This window comes from Streptococcus sp. SM5, from assembly GCF_027497975.1.
Genome location: NZ_JAJNSC010000009.1, coordinates 12808 through 28839, shown reverse-complemented (window position 1 = coordinate 28839; position 16032 = coordinate 12808). Strand labels below are relative to the sequence as shown.

The window sequence follows — 16032 nt, the reverse complement described above, 5'->3', positions numbered from 1 at the left end:
TAATATGTGTTAAAAAAGATATAAAAATTTCGTACTTAACTGAGATACATTATAAGCAAATTCACACCATCAAAAATAGTAGCAAGTAAGTTGAAGCACTACCAGAGTTACAAAAACAGACATAATTGATGCAATAACAATGTTGTGTAACAACATAAATAACCGATAAGAACTAGGCTTAACGGTTATTTTCTACATATCTAATTTTTCAAATCCTCAGTCATATGTTCACCTGTGACCTAGGCTTTACGACTCTCTTGCTCTAGCGACTGAGCTAAATCGGAGATTTCAATTATAGTATAGAAGTCAAGAAATTTTCATCTCCCTTGAATGGCAAATTAAGTGCACCTTTCTTAGATATTTACAAACGGTTTCATTTCTAAACTAATCCATCGCTATCAGGGTGCTTCTTTATATAAATAGCTGCATAAACCGCATCTACTATTACAGCTGGCAGGGTCAAAGTAAATAAAATTCCCAATAAAACACCAAAAGCAATCTGAATATAGCCTGTTAGGAGTGCGGGAATGATTGTTGCCCCAGCAAAAGCTATAGCAAAATTATTCCACCATGTTTTCTTTCTACTTCCTCCTTTTACTTGATTAAAGGCCCAGACTTTCCCCTGATTCTTTGGGATATAGTACCAAGCATAGAGGCCACAAGCAAAGATAAAAAGTAACATCATCAATATTACATAAAATGGAGTGAGAGGGGATTGATATATCTCCTTAGCTCCTATAGAACTACCGTCTGAAATAACTATTAGTAAACAAATAAAATTTGTAACTATCACTAAGCTTAACACTGTAAGGGCTATCAAATAATATGTTAAATTCTTCCATGCGTTTACCAAATAGGGAATAAAAGAAATGATAATACCTAATATATTCACAACACCGCAAAACAAAGAAAGTCCTTTAAAGATGCCTAGATTGTCTTCATAAGTTCCACCCACATACAGAAAACCAGTTAATGCTAAAGCAATCCATGGATATAATTTAATATAACCTAAACTGACACCATGTGTGATCAAAGGACCATGGTATCTTTCTTTTTCTATATCAGTAATCTTTGCTTTATTTTTTCTATTTTTCTTTACCATCAACTCCACTCCTATCGTTTGCAAGCCTTCACCAATTTCATATATATTTTATGAAGGCATCCTTAGCTGCATCTGTTACAGAGAAAGGATAACTCTTAAAATAAACTGGGATATCTATAAAACATTTCCAGCATATCCTCTATAAGCTCCTAACATGAAGGATATACTTTTTGACAAATCTGTTCGTCTGCTACATTTCCCAACCCACTCAATACATGCAGTAGATAAATTTTTAATCCTTAGTTCTCTTTTGTAAAAATAACGGAAAAAGAAAAATACAAATGAACAGAGTAATAAAAGTGCAAATAGCAACAAAAAATAAAGCTTCAAATCTGTCATATAGTTCTCCTACTTCATCTGAATATCTGATATACTTAGGTTCACTTCTTCTACTTCAACAATACTAACGTCTGACATCTATACCTCATCTCTCTAACAAATAAGCAAGTACTACAATAGCGTAGGTCATGATTAACAATATAGCACTACCGATGCCAAACCATTTAACAATATTTTTTGTTTTTCAATATTTTTTTAATTTTACTTGTCTTAAATTCCTGATGAAAATGTATAACACAAGCAAAAGCAAGTAGATATATCAACAGACATAAAAAATCAGTTTCTCTAATATAAGTAACCAAAAAATAAATCCCTAAAATAATAAAGAGAATCTTAATAATAAAAATTGAAATCACCTTTACTAATAGTGTTTTGAGATCTTTTTCCTTCAAAACAACTGTTTTCCAAGCAGTTCTCGGATATTTTTTTCTCGCCTTCGTTATCATCAACATTCCGCAAACTATCAGAGTTCCAATCATTGCAATACCGAGATTAAGCGTATACGATAATGTACCTATGGCTGAATTTAAAGCACTTGCAATTCCTTTTAAAAGAAAGACTGCAAGTGGAGCAGCAACCATAATCCAATTAGAACTATTTTTTTGATTTTGATATTGAAATACTTCGTTTTCTTCATCAAAATAAATCCATTTCGAATCCAAATAACCAATATATATTTTCATAATTAAAATTTCTCCGTTAATTTATTAATTAAAATATACTACCTAATCCCGAGAACAATCCATTAACTGCATCTCCAAGTTCTTCACTACCTAACAATTGCCCTGCAAAGTCAAGTGCTGCTCCCAATCCATATGGTAACGCTTTTGCAAATTTAGCACACCCTAAAAATCTATCTAATTTATTCACTAACGGTATTACACAATCTCCAATTTTCTCAATGCTTTCTCCTACCCTTGTAGTCAATCAACAAGAAAGCCACATCATGAGGGTTGAAGTTGACAGCGAGGGATAGGATATATTTTTTATAAATAGCAGAGCAGATAAACAAGCCAAAAATATAGAATTTTCAAGGTACTAGAAAGAAAATGTTCTTGTTCTATTATACCACAATATCAAAACAGCTCTCATCCCATAGGAACAAATCTATATTTTTGTATCATGAATTTAGGCTTATGACAACTCTAATTCATCTTACGACATAGAACAGACAAAAAAACGAGGAGTTTTTTTAATATTAAAGCAACTCCTCGTTTTTGATTTTTATTTAAAGTATAGTGATTTTTTCAACAATCTTTACAGATGCACATTATTTTGTTACACCCTTTTTAATTGTTGTTGCATTTTCATCAAGCCAACGTTGATAAATTTCGGCGAACCGTTCTTCTTCTTCATCACTATAGCCTTTATAAACCACTTTATCTACATCATCACGATTGAAGTAAAACAACTGTTCTGGGTTTAGTCCCATTGGATAAAAAGCTGCAGAATAGTCAAACAAAACACTTTCACCATTCTGTTCTATAGTAACCCCACGATTGAGAATCATTAGTTTTTGACTTCCCTCCTTTAAATAAACAATTGTTCCAATTGGCAAAATAGACATTTATTTGATTTCCTTTCAATTTATAATTTCTTTAATTCTACAATACTATACACCATCGTATAAGCAGTCTTGAACTTTAAATGCATCATTCAAAACCCAAATACTTTCTGAATTTCGTTATCAGTTACATTATAGCTTTTTCAGTTCTTTAAATTCTAGGTATTTCTGTTGATAAGCATAAGTCAATGGAATAACGCCAGATTCAATCCAAATAAATAGATAGGCCAACAAACCATTCAACACTAGAATTGCAGCTTCTGTTCCATCATCTAGTCCCATATAAAAAGAGAAAGCAATTGTATGTAAAATGGGAAATAGATAAGCATGGAATTGTCTTTTTTTCTTATTATTCTGAAAGACTATTTTAAACCTCTTCTTTTCCTGTGATAAACGACTTGAAATCTCCTTCCTTGATTTGATTAAAATACCTTGATAGACAATATAGGCTACCAAAATAGATATGAGAAATAAAGATACTTTTAAATGCAGATGATGACTAATATCATAATATCTAAAAATTGATGTTACTACTCTATACAGAAGAAGACTAAAACCAATATATACCATACGCATTCCTGAGGGTCCCATCTTAATTTTTTTATCAAAATTTTTATTCTTACTATCAAGTTCTATCAAATCAACTTCAAGATTTTCAGGGGAAAATCCCCAGTAATAACTCTTTGGTGTCGTGGAGTTGGAATCGAGAACGTACTTTTTCTCTCCCATCTCTAACACATCAAAATAAGCAACATCCAATCCTCTAAAATTAATTTTCACATTTACCACCCAAACACTTTCTGAATTGATTTAATACCTGAATCAAAGGCCTCATTTAATTTCTCGAATTCCTTCAAATGTGACGTTTCTAATCTTATAAGCGGAAAGAATGGGAACCTTTCCAAATAAAAATGATAGAAGGAAAAATGAGATAATGCTATTGATAACGAGAACAAGCCCTTCTCCGCCATCATTAATTGACAAATAGAGAACTAAACAAGCTATTATAGGAACATTAAAAATATAGGCATCAAAAACTTGCTTTCTTGCAGATACTGGTTTAAAAATCATCTCATATCTTCTGCTAGAAGAAGGCAGTAAAGCTTTAACATTTTTACGTTCTTTCTCTCTTGTAAAATAAAAAATGAAGTAGGAGAATAGTATAGATGCGCAAAATACTACTAATTTTAAAATTATCTGTTGACTAATATTGTACTCTTTAAAAAAAGTTTTCAATAAAGAATAAACAATGACTACAAGAGGTTGGACCATGATTGCCACATATGAAGCTTTAAACTTATTAATCGGGGTACTAAAATTGATATCCTCTCTGTTAAGTTCCGCCATCTCAACCGTTAATTCCTCCGTTGGAACACCCCAATAGTAGAATTTAGGAGTCATTGAACTGGCATCTAATATATATTTTTTCCCATTTAGTTCTACAAGTTGATGACAAAAATACTTCGTTTCTCTATAATTAATTTCCAAAATTACCACCCAAACACTTTCTGAATTGATTTAATACCTGAATCAAATGCTTTGCCGACATCTGATATACTTTTATTAAGATTGTCACCCATCTCGTTTGCTATATCTTTGATTCCTAGAAAATTATAATTATATGCCAAAGTAGCAAGTGTTGCTGCCGCAATCCCAGCACCAATAGCCCAACCAATCGGACCTGTAGCTGCATATGCAGCTACACTTAAAATAGCCTCTGAACCGGTTGCATAATATGCCGCCGCAAGTGTTGTTGCAGCTGCATCTACTGCTAATGTAGCGATTGCAGTAGTTGCAACAGTATGTGTAAAGGCACGCCCGGCATTCTCATTTTGTAGGTTGTTCAAAAAGTCCATCCCTATAAATATCGAACTAATCGCTGAAATCCCAACAGAAGAGTTTGTTCCTGTTATAGGGATATTAATTTCTGAAATCGTGAATTTCTTAAGTAGGTTCTTAGCATTTGCCTTGAATAAAGCATCCGTATATCCTTTACTATCCCCAGAGTAGGTCATGTTTATATTACCAAACTTATCAGTAGTAGTAAAATACTTAAAGTATTCTGACAGTTGAGGATTCGTTGAACTTAACTTAGAAATTGTGTCTTTAGCAATTTCTTCCAAAGACGTATTTCGGATATTTTCAAGAAACTCCCCTAGCACGCTTAGGTCAACATTTTTACTAAATTTACTCTCGACATATTTTCGTACAGCATCTTTAACATTATCGGGCAACTCTTTACCTGGATACCGTTTCCCATACTCTGCAATCGCTGCGATATCATTCTCATCTAATTCGGTTTTATTTTTAATTTTATCTAAAACATTTTGATAATTTTGAACTACCTCAGAACGTTTCGTCCACTCACTATTAATATTACTAGCCCAAGGAGCTTGTCCCTCTACTTTAAATGTCCCATCAAACTTTCCAAAGTCACCTGTAACTTGTTCGAAACCTTGGAAAACTAAGGTCTGTAAGCTTTCTGAATCCGAAAACTGACCACTAGTCGAGCTCGCAAACGACTGCAATTTTTCTAATTTCCTTTGTAACTCATCTCGCTTACTCGTCGCATTTGAGATAACTCCTCGAACATTACTTATATATATAGGATTGACGTCCTTTAGATTATATAAACTATATAAAATAGATTCATAAGTCGAAATGGTTGTATTCTTCGCTTCAATTTGCTGTTGAAGTATATCCTCATCTAGACTTTCTCCACCGACTTGTGAATAGTAAAGAGTCGGTAGTTCACCGGCTTTTCCTCCTAGACTCTCTGAAAAGAGGATAACTCCTCTAAGTAGGGGAACCATTATATTTTCCGCATAAGACTTAGCGCTATCATAGGCTGCCCCTTTCAACTCCTCCTCTGTAATCAAATTATTAAAGGCACTAATGACATCGTTATAATAATTCACACGGCTGCTTAATACACTATTTGCTGTACTACCCTGCGAATCTGCTGAGCCTATATCTACTTTAATCCCCATTCTTCTCCTCCTTCTCCTCATTTTGTAATTCAAGACGGCGTTGTTGAAAAAGAAGTTCCTCTTTTTCGCCCTCTAGCTTGCTCATTGCTTTTTTTAATTCTTCTTTCCTCTCAGAGATAAAATCATCAAGTAGCTGTTCATTCCTTTTTAACATCTCTATATCTTCAAGACGATCCATCTCATCTTTAACTGATAACGGATAATAGCCTAATTCTCTATATGGAATGAAGTTCGTTTGACAAAGATCTAAGATCTCCGTCGCAACGGAAAGAAACTGATTTCTTTCTTCTTCCAGCTTTGATAATTTCGTTTGAATCTGTTGAACACTACATTGAATATCTTCTAATTTTCTAGTTTTTTCCATCCTCACTCCTTAAACAAATTATTTTGAGGAACAAATGACGGATTTGTGTATGGCGAAGATAGACCTGTTGTCCCCTTATTTTGACTCGACGATAAATTATTCTGCCACATTGTACTTATATTCTCATCTACTACTTCGAATTCATTTGCGACACCATGAATTAATTTTACGAATTCACTTATTTTTGATTGAATATTTTGAGCAATAGATGCCTCATTTATGATCAATTTTCTTCCTACCGTATTAGCGGTATAATAGCTTGTCTTATCTCTAGTAACTGTACCGGCAGTTGTAATGCTATTGCTTGCTGATACAATTCCAGTTGCAATAGTACTTGCCTTGCCTTTTTCACTTTTTACTTGTCCCATGTTCAATAACCTTTTCAATTATCCTTTCTACTATCAAATCGTCAAGAGACAGGGTTGAATCTTAAGTATCAAATAATATTGTTACTTATTCTTACTAATTTTGAGTTTGATGATTTCTTTCCGAGAATGTAAATAAACCTGATCGGGATCTGGAGCCACATCTCTGCTATATATTCCTTTATCTAAGAAGGTTTGATCCATTAGGCGCATACCAAAGATGACCCATTGGACATTTGTTTTGAGGTATCTTGGAATTGGGTCAACGCTTGTTCCAATATAAGTATAATCTGTACCAATAATAAACCTCATCCCTACTCGATAACCATTCTCAAACATAAATTGAAGCTGTTGAACATTTAAATCGCTTTCGGATACAAGTGCTCTCATATTTGGTATAAAAACAATCCACTCAGATGAGATTCCTTTTTCAAGACGGCGCTCTATTTCGTAGATTAGCTGATTTCCTATGTCCGATACTTCCTTTTTACTTCCAACATAGGTTTTCACCTGATTACTATATGACTCATATTCTTGGAAAGCATCAATCAACATCATATGAACGTTAGGCATTTTAAGAATAGTTCTTAATAAATGATGAGTTATATTATCAAAAGTATCTTCTGCATTTGATACATAAGCCATGTGTTTAAATTTGCTAAGAGAAATATTGACACTTCCAACCATTTCTAGCTCCAAACCGATAGGAATCTGACCATTCTCAATAGCTTCTTGTACACTAGGCAATTTCAAAAATTCTTCCACCATCAACTCCTCTGGTACCATCGGGATGGCACTTGGGCGCTGTCCTGTCCAGGCTTCTTGGAGGGAAGCCACTTTCTGACGAAGGTTATTGAGGACTTGGTTTTCGTTGTCTCCAGAGACTGGGAGTGCCAGCTGGATGACATCCACGTCTTCACGCTTCATGAGAGCCCGTCCCTTGATGTCTTCCATGGTCATGGCAAGGGGCGTAGAGCCCACAATCGTCCGCACTTCACTAGCTTCATTTTGTGGTAGGCTCAACTGGTGCTTGAAGGCAGAAATTGCCTCATTATAGGATGCTATTCTAGCTTCTCCAACCCTTGTAGTCAATCAACAAGAAAGCCACATCATGAAGGTGGAACTTGACGGCAAGAGACAGGATTTTTTTGTAAATAGCATAGCAGATAAATAAGCGAAAATATAGAATTTTCAAGGTACTAGAAAGAAAACGTTCTCGTTCTATTATACCACAATATCAAAACAACCCCTTCCCATAGGAACAAAGCTATATTTTTGTATCATGAATTTAGGCTTATGACCATGCTAATTCATCTTACGAAATGGAACAGACAAAAAACGAGGAGTTTCTTTAATGTCAAAGCAGCTCCTCGTTTTTAATTTATATTTAAAGTATAGTGATTTCTTCAACAATCTCTAAAAATATAGCTTATTCGAATTTTGTTACACTTTTAATGGTTTTAAAATTTTGTTTACTTCCAAGTTCAAGTTATCCACTAAATAGAGAGTTGAGAGTATAAAAAAGAGAGAACGAATCTCGTCCTCTCTCGATGTTCACTTCTCATCAACACACTACAGTTGATAAAGAGCCAAAGAACAAATAGTTTTACAATTTTAATATAGATCCCCTACGAATGAAAGTTAGTAAGTTTATTGTTTTGGAAATAAACCTATAAATTAAATTATACCTTCAATTTTGGATATTTAATACTATCCTTTTGTTTCTTGAATAATTCTTGTAAATCATCCTCTTTTTCCGAATGATATCCTTCGAATATCACCTTTTCAATATTCTCTTGATTAAAATATAAAAGTTCTTCATTTGCTGCCCCTGTTGGATATAGGCATGCTACATAATCAAAATAGCCAATTGTACCCTCTTGATTGTACAATGGAAATCTACCTATAATCATCACATCAATCGTTCCATTATGAAGGCGAACAACAGTACCAATAGGTAATAAATTAGACATTTTTCTCTCCTTTTTCTACTATTTTAATGATTTTTAACCATCTATTAAGTTGGTAATCAAATTTGAACATAAATATCACTAAAAAACTAACCGCCAAAAAGAGTACGGCAATGGTTTCATTTCCAAAGACAAACAAAAGAGTAGCGATTACAGTTAGGACTCTAAAAAGATTAAGAAGACATTTAAAGTACCCTCTTCTTCTCTTCAAAGATCTGACAAACTTCTTACTCTGTTCCCCATCCAACTCTGATTTTTTTAATTTTAAAGTTCCGTGGTAAAATCTGATAATCAAAGCGGCCAAAAAATAAGATAAAACGCCTAAGATCGTAACCGTCCCAACTCGGACTAACTGATTATTAAATATTCCTGCTTTAGCCAATATATCAGAAATTTTATTTATAATGTACAGCGTAACAGGCAGTAGAATATAAGACCAGTAATTAGGAGAAGATGTTTCCTCTAGCAATACCTTATTCTCCCAATCAAAATGATAATTTTTGCTCTCCCATATCCCTAAATTAATAATTGTTTCCATATATAAATCCTTTTAATTAAATACACTACCTAATCCCGAGAAAAATCCATTAACTGCATCTCCCGCACTATCCCATATTTTCTCAGCTGTATCACCAACAGATTTCATCGTATCACCTACTACTTTCTTTGTACCATCCCAAACATCACCAGCAAATTCCACGACTTTATCCCCATATTTATCATATAGATAATCAAATACCATTGACAATCCTACACCAGCAAAGAAACCAATCGGACCACCTACAACACCTAAAGCTAATTGAATCAGGAGATGCCCACCTGTCTTAATTGCTGCATCTCCAACATCTTCGCCACTGTATAACTGTGTGCCAAAATCAATCGCTGATCCCAATCCATATGGTAAAGCTTTCGCAAATTTAGCGCTCCCTAAGAATCCATCTAATTTATTCACTAACGGTATTACACAATCTCCAATTTTCTCAATGCTTTCTCCCACCATTTTATTAACTGTAGAACCAGGTGCAGTTGATAGAAGTGCACTCAATCCATATTTCGTTAGTGTATTCCCAATCTGTGATTTTAAGCCATTGATTAAATATGGAACTTGATATGGAAGCGTGTAAGAGGTGTAATGTTCTGACACTAACTCAGACCATTTATCACTCAATTTTGAAGTGATACTTTCCTTTAAAAAATCTACAGACTTATTCTTTAGATCATCCGGAGAAATATTTATACCATTTTGTTTAAGGAAGTTAAAAACACTATCTAAAGCTTCTTCACCAATTTCTCCTCTTTTATATGCCTCTGAAGTATCTGATATCATTTTTACAATGTCATTGATTTCTTTTTCAACATAATTCTTCAAAGCATTATTCACACTATCAGGAAGATCCCTTCCATAGCGTTTTTGATAAGCTTCGAGCACTTTCACATCATCCTCAGAGAGTTCTTTGCCATCCTCAATTCTTTTGAGAACCTTCTGATAGTCTTCATCAATCTTGACTTTCTTATCCCATTCACCCTCGATATTCTTTGCCCATCCCAGAGTATGCACAGAGTGCTTGGGAAAAGTACCACTAAAACTTGAAAATTCTGTTTGGATTTGGCTTAATCCCGTTTGGAGATTTTGAGCTAAGTTATCAACTAAACTACTACCTTCCCCTGCAGAAAAAACTTCATTAGAACTTCCAGCAAATAGATTTAACTTGCGGAGCTTATCCATTTTTTCATTTCTTTGTCCAGTTAAAGAATCCATGCGGTTTAAAAGACTACTTAAAGTGCTTGTACTTGTGGATTCGTCTCCAACCATTGCATAGTACATCCATCTAATACCGTGAAGACTAGCTTCAAGGCTACGAATTTCACTTTCAAGTACCTCTGAATCAAGATCCTCACCGCCAACTTCTGATTGATATTTTGATGGTAGCTTTGGAACAGCTTCACTCACTAATTCTGTATACATGATGGCTCCCTTGAGCAAGGGAGTGATTACATTCATACCATATTGTTTACCACTATCATAGGCTGCCCCTTGCAAATCTCCTGCATTATCAAATGCTGATAATGCAGAAATTGCCTCATTGTAGGAAGCTATTCTAGCTTCCCCTACGGAAGCCATTGTCTGACCCTGCGTATCAGAAGATCCTAATACCATTTTTACCATATTACTTCTGCGACTCCTGTTCTATCATTAATTTCTTTCGAGCATGGCAGAGCTCATCTAACTCTCTTTCCAATCGGTCTTCTTGTTTCTTGATTGAATCTTTTCGTTCCTCCGACCACGCTTCAACTAATGCACCTACACTGCCTATGTCCATTATCAAATCTTGATAAGTTTGATAATCTTTTGACGATAGAGGCAATTCTAAGATTTGTCGCAATGGAAGCAAACTTTGTCGATGCATTTCAAATAGTTCATTTTCTTTTCGAGTAACTTTCTTCTTCTCCAAACTTAGTTGATTTAGAAAATTATCCAGTTCTTTTGATTTATTATCAATTTCTTCTAATGTTAGTTTCTTCATTATTCTTCTGAAAAATAGCTCCTATTTGGAACAAATGTAGTATTATTCTTTGGAACTGCACTCGTTTGAGGTAGCGCAGAAGTATTGGTATCTATGTTTGCAGCAAGCTGACTATCAACTGCTACAAATTCAGCGGCTGTACTCTGTATCCTTGAAACAAATCCATTTAAAACCTCTGCAATAGAAGACGCATACTCAGCTTCTTTAGGAATCTTCTCCGCAGCTGTACTATTTCCTGGATACTCACTCGATTGGTCTAGAACAACTTTATTTCCAGATATAATACTACTAGATGAGCTAGCAATTCCAGATGCAATAGAACTAGCTACTTCTTCTTTACTTTGTATTAGTGGCATACAAATCCCTCCAAATTAGTCATTTTTAGTAATTTTTAATTTAACGGCTTGTTTACGATCATGCAGATACACCTCATCCAACTCTAGTCGAGCCTCTCTATTATTATAAGGTTTATCTAAAAACATTTGATCCATTAAACGCATACCCAACATAACCCACTGCGCATTGGATTTAAGATATTTCGGAACTTCATGGATATTATTTCCAATATATGAATGCTCACTACCAATTACAAAATGCAATCCTACACGCAAACCATTTTTGAATAAAAAGTCCAAATCTTTTTCTGACAGACCATGCTCAACAATTACTTTTATATTTGGCATAAAAATCAACCAATCAGAGTATAAGTCTCCTTCTAGTCGGCGATTAACCTCAAATATTAATTGTTGAGCTATTTCAGAAATTTCTTTTTTACTACTAATATACGTTGACACTTTTTCACTATAAGACCTATATTCCTCCAGTGGATCTACAAGCATCACTCGTAATTTCTTACCAAAACAGAGTGATGTATTTAATAAATGATGTGTTTGATTTTCTAATGACTCAGCAGAATCAGAAAGATAAATCAAGCTTTTTAATTGATTAAACGAAATAGCAACACTCTGTACCATTTCAAACTCCAGACCAATCGGCAATTCATGATTTTGAATCGCCTCTTGAGTTGTAGGCAGATTGAGAAATACATCCATGGTCAACTCCTCTGGTACCATCGGGATGGCACTTGGGCGTTGTCCTGTCCAAGCTTCTTGGAGGGAAGCGACTGCTTGGCGCAGGTTGTTGAGGACTTGGGTGTCATTGGCTCCATAAACTGGGAGTGCCAGCTGGATGACATCCACGTCTTCACGCTTCATGAGGGCACGGCCCTTGATATCTTCCATAGTCATGGCGAGTGGCGTAGAGCCCACGATGGCTCGCACTTCACTAGCTTCATTTTGTGGTAGGCTCAACTGGTGCTTGAAGTTCGAGTAGAGTTGAGCACGAAGGTTGGACTGGCGACCCGCTGTCATCAAGAGATGTACCCCAATGCTGAGACCTTCACGAGAGATGCGCACCAAGAGCTTGAAGAGTTCTGCCTCATAGGCTTCTTCCTTGAAAGCTTCATAGCTATCTAAGAGGATGACAATAGCCGGTTCTTCCTGACCACTAGCCTGACGATAGAGTTCCAAGGTCCCAACTCCATAGTCCGCAAGCAGTTTCTTACGGCGGTTGAGTTCTTTCTCCATGATTCGTACAAACTTAGAGATCTTCTCCGTTTGGTCCAGAGACATGGTATCAGCTACCTGAGGAAGCTTAGACAATGGAGCCAAACCATTGGTCCCAAAGTCCATCAAGTACATGGTAAGGTCCTTAGGACTGAACTTACGAGCCAAGTCCATACCTGCAGACTGAAGGAAGGTTGTCTTCCCGGTACCCGGACTTCCATAGAGAAGGACATGTCCGTTCTTGGCGAGATTGATAGAGACGGCTTCCTGCTTCTGAGCCTGCGGGATATCTGCCATTCCAAGTAGAATTGAGAGTGATTTCTCTTGTGCCCAGGCTATTACTGGTTGCACTTCTTCCAGCTCCTCTAGCGCAATGCGCTCCTTAAGTGGTGGCAACCATGGCTGTGGTACTGGAGGAATTTCTTGTTCTTCACATAGGAGATGGATATTGTGCACAATAGCATCTAGCTCTGTCGGAACTTCCTTGATTTCGTCCGCATCCTCTAAGCCCGATAAGTCTTCATTTAGGATTTCATATTGCCCCAATTCATTGATCAGATAGATGGTATGGTCTTCAATTCCCATATCATCCTTTTCTGGCTGGTAATCTGCACCTGACCAGGCTGACTGGAAGAGCTCATAGACTTCATTATTTCCGACTTGCAGATAGGCGCGTCCCGTCTGAGTGATCTCGGCCGCATCCGGTGTATGAAGCATTTCATTGGAGTCCGAACGATCTGCAACCTTAAGGGCAATCTTAAAGCGAGAGTTGGACCAGATCTGGTCATCCACCACACCTGATGGCTTTTGAGTAGCTAGGATCAAGTGAACCCCGAGGGAACGCCCGACACGCGCAATAGATACCAACTTCTTGATAAAGTCGGGCTGGTTAACCTTGAGCTCTGCGAACTCATCTGAGATGATGAAGAGATGAGGGAGGGGTTCTGTCGCTTCTCCGTTTTTAAATTTCTTCTGGTATTGGTTGATATGGTTGACTTCGAACTCTCCAAAGAGTCGTTCACGACGATGAATCTCCGCATTGATCGAAGCCAAGGCCCGCATGGATTGGACACCATCCAAGTTGGTAATGGTTCCCAAGAGGTGGGGGAGGTTTTTAAAGAGATTGGCCATCCCACCACCCTTGTAGTCAATCAGCAAGAAAGCCACATCATGAGGGTGGAAGTTGACAGCGAGGGATAGGATATAGGATTGGATCGTTTCTGACTTCCCTGATCCAGTCGTCCCTGCGATTAAACCATGAGGTCCATGAGCTTTTTCATGTAGATTGAGCTGAACCAGGTCATCCTGACCACGCAGACCAATCGGCACAGCCAAACTCTTGTAGGGTGCGTTCTTTTTCCAACGGCTCGATACCTGCAAGTCCTCAAAGGTCTCCGCACCATACATTTCCATAAAGGTCACGGAATCTGGAATCGAACTCTTAAGGTTTTGGAGGTGATTGAGCGGTGCCAAGGTACGGGCGATCCGCTCCTTATCATAATCTGCTGGGAAATGATCCAAGCGGAAGTCCGTCTCTTTCAAGACCCCTTCTTCCATGACCAGTTGGCCCGTATTTCGGTCCTTGATATTGATCACTGTCTGGATATTCTCAGACAAGGAACTCATGACATCCTCTACAAAGATGAGAGAACAGCCTAATTCCGTTGGATCTTCGGTAAAGAATTCCATGATAATATGGTCCAAAATCAGCTTCTCATCGGTTACTAGAACCACGTAATGAGGATGGAAGAGGGTGCTCTCCTTGTGGGATGCTTCTTCCTTTTGACTACGACGTAGTTTCAAGATTTGGTTCAAGCTATTGAGAACCTGGTCTCGTGTCCGTTGATTGTAGACAAAACCGCGAACATTGAGTTCTTGCAGTTTGGCATGAGGTAGCCAACGCATCCAAGACCATTGTTCTTTTTCCTCTTCTGGCAAGATCGTAATAAACTGCACATCATGATAAGAATGAAAAGTCGCTAACTGCATCACCAAAAGCTGCAGTTGTTCTAGGACGAGATTTCTAGGTCCAATATAACCAACCGGTCCATGGCTAAGGTTTGCCGGAATCGGCATATCCGGAATTTTTTTGTGACGACTATAGAGAGCATAACCCTCTTCTTCCAGAGCATCCTTCTTACCACTGCGCTCCTGTTGACCATATTTCAAGTCATAGCTAGTCGGTATTTTCCCGAGTCCCAAACGATAGTATAAGAAGTCAAAATGTAAGGGAGTTTTTTCGTAAATCCGGTGATTGTAACTCTCAACCAAGTCCGTCAACTCTAAAATAGTTGGAAAATGATAGTGCATCCCTTCTTTTTGTTCCCGCTCCAGACGAGTCAATTCCTTTACCTTATCTTTCAGGTAAAGACGATAGAGATCGATCCGTTCCTTCTTATCAGCCTTGTACTTTTTACGATTTTTGATAAAACCACGGATAGAAAAAATCATTGTGGTTATGGACATCCCTACTGTCGCAAGAATATAGATCCCTCGAGGTTGAACCAAGGTGATCAAGACGGTTACCCCGACCATCGTAAGAGGAGGAACGATTAGCTTTAACAGTTCATCACTTGGCTTAGCTGGTTCTTGACCTGGAGGGTTAATCAAGATTTTATCTTCACTTCCACGATAAATGATTCGTGGAGAGCGGTGATAATCTGGATAATCTTCATAAAAACCATATCGAGAGGGTTCTCTCAGCGTTAGTTGTCTCCCAACTTGAGCTGGTCCCGAAACCCATACTTCGTCTGGAAAGAGCTTTATTGTCACCGCTCCTAAACTCAACTCATCTCCAAAACCAATCAATTGCTGGTCCATTTGTTCCAGATGATTGTTTCGATAAAATGCGCCTTTTAATCGAGTTAGCATCCATTGATTCTGAGATTTTTGGAGTAAGAGTTCGACATCTTCATCTAGTGTGATCAACGCACCTTTATGAGAACCAATCTGAAACTCTGATAAATCCAAAAGATCATAGACCCTTGGACCCCCTTCTCGGATATAAAAGACAACCTCACCCAAACGTAGACCATCTTTCAATAATCCTGCTTCGTTCTCATACTGATAAAAGATCTTGTCACCGTCAAGCTTGAGCTGAATCGGACTCTCCTGTTGAGGAAGGTAGACTTGGGCCTTTTCTGTAGCCCCAACCAAGACCGTCTTAGCTGCACTCAGTTCTACTTCATAACGCAGACCTTGACTGTAGAAAATGATTTGTTTTTTCATAGTTTCTCTCCTTGGTCTAC

The 16032-nt window shown here is 37.1% G+C and carries 17 protein-coding genes; all 17 read right to left on the bottom strand.

What is annotated here, in order from left to right; translation table 11 throughout:
- Window positions 1–379: 379 nt before the first annotated feature.
- Complete coding sequence (locus PAN07_RS08245; protein ID WP_020902041.1) at window positions 380–1102, bottom strand: hypothetical protein; 723 nt, start codon at window positions 1100–1102, stop codon at window positions 380–382.
- A gap of 114 nt (window positions 1103–1216) precedes the next feature.
- On the bottom strand, window positions 1217–1441 hold the full coding sequence (locus PAN07_RS08240; RefSeq protein WP_020902042.1) for a hypothetical protein: 225 nt from the start codon (window positions 1439–1441) through the stop codon (window positions 1217–1219).
- Window positions 1442–1605: 164 nt separating this feature from the next.
- Complete coding sequence (locus PAN07_RS08235; protein ID WP_020902043.1) at window positions 1606–2124, bottom strand: hypothetical protein; 519 nt, start codon at window positions 2122–2124, stop codon at window positions 1606–1608.
- A 28-nt stretch (window positions 2125–2152) separates the two neighbouring features.
- A complete protein-coding gene (locus tag PAN07_RS08230; RefSeq protein ID WP_192856314.1) occupies window positions 2153–2311 on the bottom strand; it encodes a Flp family type IVb pilin in 159 nt (52 codons plus the stop codon).
- A gap of 400 nt (window positions 2312–2711) precedes the next feature.
- Window positions 2712–3008, bottom strand: coding sequence for a DUF4176 domain-containing protein (locus tag PAN07_RS08225; protein ID WP_020902045.1), 297 nt, complete (start codon window positions 3006–3008; stop codon window positions 2712–2714).
- A 129-nt stretch (window positions 3009–3137) separates the two neighbouring features.
- On the bottom strand, window positions 3138–3794 hold the full coding sequence (locus tag PAN07_RS08220) for a DUF443 family protein (protein ID WP_020902046.1): 657 nt from the start codon (window positions 3792–3794) through the stop codon (window positions 3138–3140).
- 42 nt (window positions 3795–3836) lie between these two features.
- Complete coding sequence (locus tag PAN07_RS08215) at window positions 3837–4502, bottom strand: DUF443 family protein (protein ID WP_084863056.1); 666 nt, start codon at window positions 4500–4502, stop codon at window positions 3837–3839.
- Complete coding sequence (locus PAN07_RS08210; RefSeq protein ID WP_020902047.1) at window positions 4496–5995, bottom strand: T7SS effector LXG polymorphic toxin; 1500 nt, start codon at window positions 5993–5995, stop codon at window positions 4496–4498. Before PAN07_RS08210 ends, PAN07_RS08215 begins: the two co-directional genes overlap by 7 nt.
- Window positions 5985–6359 (bottom strand): hypothetical protein, encoded by a 375-nt coding sequence (locus PAN07_RS08205; protein WP_033682143.1) that lies wholly within the window; start codon window positions 6357–6359, stop codon window positions 5985–5987. Before PAN07_RS08205 ends, PAN07_RS08210 begins: the two co-directional genes overlap by 11 nt.
- 2 nt (window positions 6360–6361) lie before the next feature.
- Window positions 6362–6727 carry a TIGR04197 family type VII secretion effector gene (locus PAN07_RS08200; RefSeq protein WP_265465428.1) on the bottom strand — a complete coding sequence of 122 codons (366 nt, stop codon included), beginning with the start codon at window positions 6725–6727 and terminating at the stop codon, window positions 6362–6364.
- An 81-nt stretch (window positions 6728–6808) separates the two neighbouring features.
- Window positions 6809–7816: a hypothetical protein gene (locus tag PAN07_RS08195; RefSeq protein WP_020902050.1), complete on the bottom strand. Its 1008-nt coding sequence runs from the start codon at window positions 7814–7816 to the stop codon at window positions 6809–6811.
- 590 nt (window positions 7817–8406) lie between these two features.
- Window positions 8407–8697 (bottom strand): DUF4176 domain-containing protein, encoded by a 291-nt coding sequence (locus tag PAN07_RS08190; RefSeq protein WP_020902051.1) that lies wholly within the window; start codon window positions 8695–8697, stop codon window positions 8407–8409.
- Window positions 8690–9232 carry a hypothetical protein gene (locus tag PAN07_RS08185; RefSeq protein WP_020902052.1) on the bottom strand — a complete coding sequence of 181 codons (543 nt, stop codon included), beginning with the start codon at window positions 9230–9232 and terminating at the stop codon, window positions 8690–8692. The genes PAN07_RS08190 and PAN07_RS08185 overlap by 8 nt, the downstream gene beginning before the upstream one ends.
- Window positions 9233–9244: 12 nt before the next feature.
- Complete coding sequence (locus PAN07_RS08180; protein ID WP_020902053.1) at window positions 9245–10861, bottom strand: hypothetical protein; 1617 nt, start codon at window positions 10859–10861, stop codon at window positions 9245–9247.
- A 1-nt stretch (window position 10862) separates the two neighbouring features.
- Entirely contained in the window at window positions 10863–11219 is a 357-nt protein-coding gene (locus PAN07_RS08175) for a hypothetical protein (RefSeq protein ID WP_020902054.1), read from the bottom strand.
- Entirely contained in the window at window positions 11219–11575 is a 357-nt protein-coding gene (locus tag PAN07_RS08170; protein ID WP_020902055.1) for a TIGR04197 family type VII secretion effector, read from the bottom strand. The genes PAN07_RS08175 and PAN07_RS08170 overlap by 1 nt, the downstream gene beginning before the upstream one ends.
- A gap of 15 nt (window positions 11576–11590) precedes the next feature.
- The gene (gene essC, locus PAN07_RS08165; RefSeq protein WP_020902056.1) at window positions 11591–16012 is read right to left on the bottom strand and encodes a type VII secretion protein EssC; all 4422 of its coding nucleotides are present in this window, start codon (window positions 16010–16012) and stop codon (window positions 11591–11593) included.
- Window positions 16013–16032: the final 20 nt, after the last annotated feature.

What these genes read in the sequence shown, in the direction of transcription:
- PAN07_RS08245 (WP_020902041.1), bottom strand. Translation starts at nt 1,102, where the DNA reads ATGGTAAAGAAAAATAGAAAAAATAAAGCAAAGATTACTGATATAGAA.
- PAN07_RS08240 (WP_020902042.1), bottom strand. Translation starts at nt 1,441, where the DNA reads ATGACAGATTTGAAGCTTTATTTTTTGTTGCTATTTGCACTTTTATTA.
- PAN07_RS08235 (WP_020902043.1), bottom strand. Translation starts at nt 2,124, where the DNA reads ATGAAAATATATATTGGTTATTTGGATTCGAAATGGATTTATTTTGAT.
- PAN07_RS08225 (WP_020902045.1), bottom strand. Translation starts at nt 3,008, where the DNA reads ATGTCTATTTTGCCAATTGGAACAATTGTTTATTTAAAGGAGGGAAGT.
- PAN07_RS08210 (WP_020902047.1), bottom strand. Translation starts at nt 5,995, where the DNA reads ATGGGGATTAAAGTAGATATAGGCTCAGCAGATTCGCAGGGTAGTACA.
- PAN07_RS08205 (WP_033682143.1), bottom strand. Translation starts at nt 6,359, where the DNA reads ATGGAAAAAACTAGAAAATTAGAAGATATTCAATGTAGTGTTCAACAG.
- PAN07_RS08200 (WP_265465428.1), bottom strand. Translation starts at nt 6,727, where the DNA reads ATGGGACAAGTAAAAAGTGAAAAAGGCAAGGCAAGTACTATTGCAACT.
- PAN07_RS08190 (WP_020902051.1), bottom strand. Translation starts at nt 8,697, where the DNA reads ATGTCTAATTTATTACCTATTGGTACTGTTGTTCGCCTTCATAATGGA.
- PAN07_RS08185 (WP_020902052.1), bottom strand. Translation starts at nt 9,232, where the DNA reads ATGGAAACAATTATTAATTTAGGGATATGGGAGAGCAAAAATTATCAT.
- PAN07_RS08180 (WP_020902053.1), bottom strand. Translation starts at nt 10,861, where the DNA reads ATGGTAAAAATGGTATTAGGATCTTCTGATACGCAGGGTCAGACAATG.
- PAN07_RS08175 (WP_020902054.1), bottom strand. Translation starts at nt 11,219, where the DNA reads ATGAAGAAACTAACATTAGAAGAAATTGATAATAAATCAAAAGAACTG.
- PAN07_RS08170 (WP_020902055.1), bottom strand. Translation starts at nt 11,575, where the DNA reads ATGCCACTAATACAAAGTAAAGAAGAAGTAGCTAGTTCTATTGCATCT.
- essC (WP_020902056.1), bottom strand. Translation starts at nt 16,012, where the DNA reads ATGAAAAAACAAATCATTTTCTACAGTCAAGGTCTGCGTTATGAAGTA.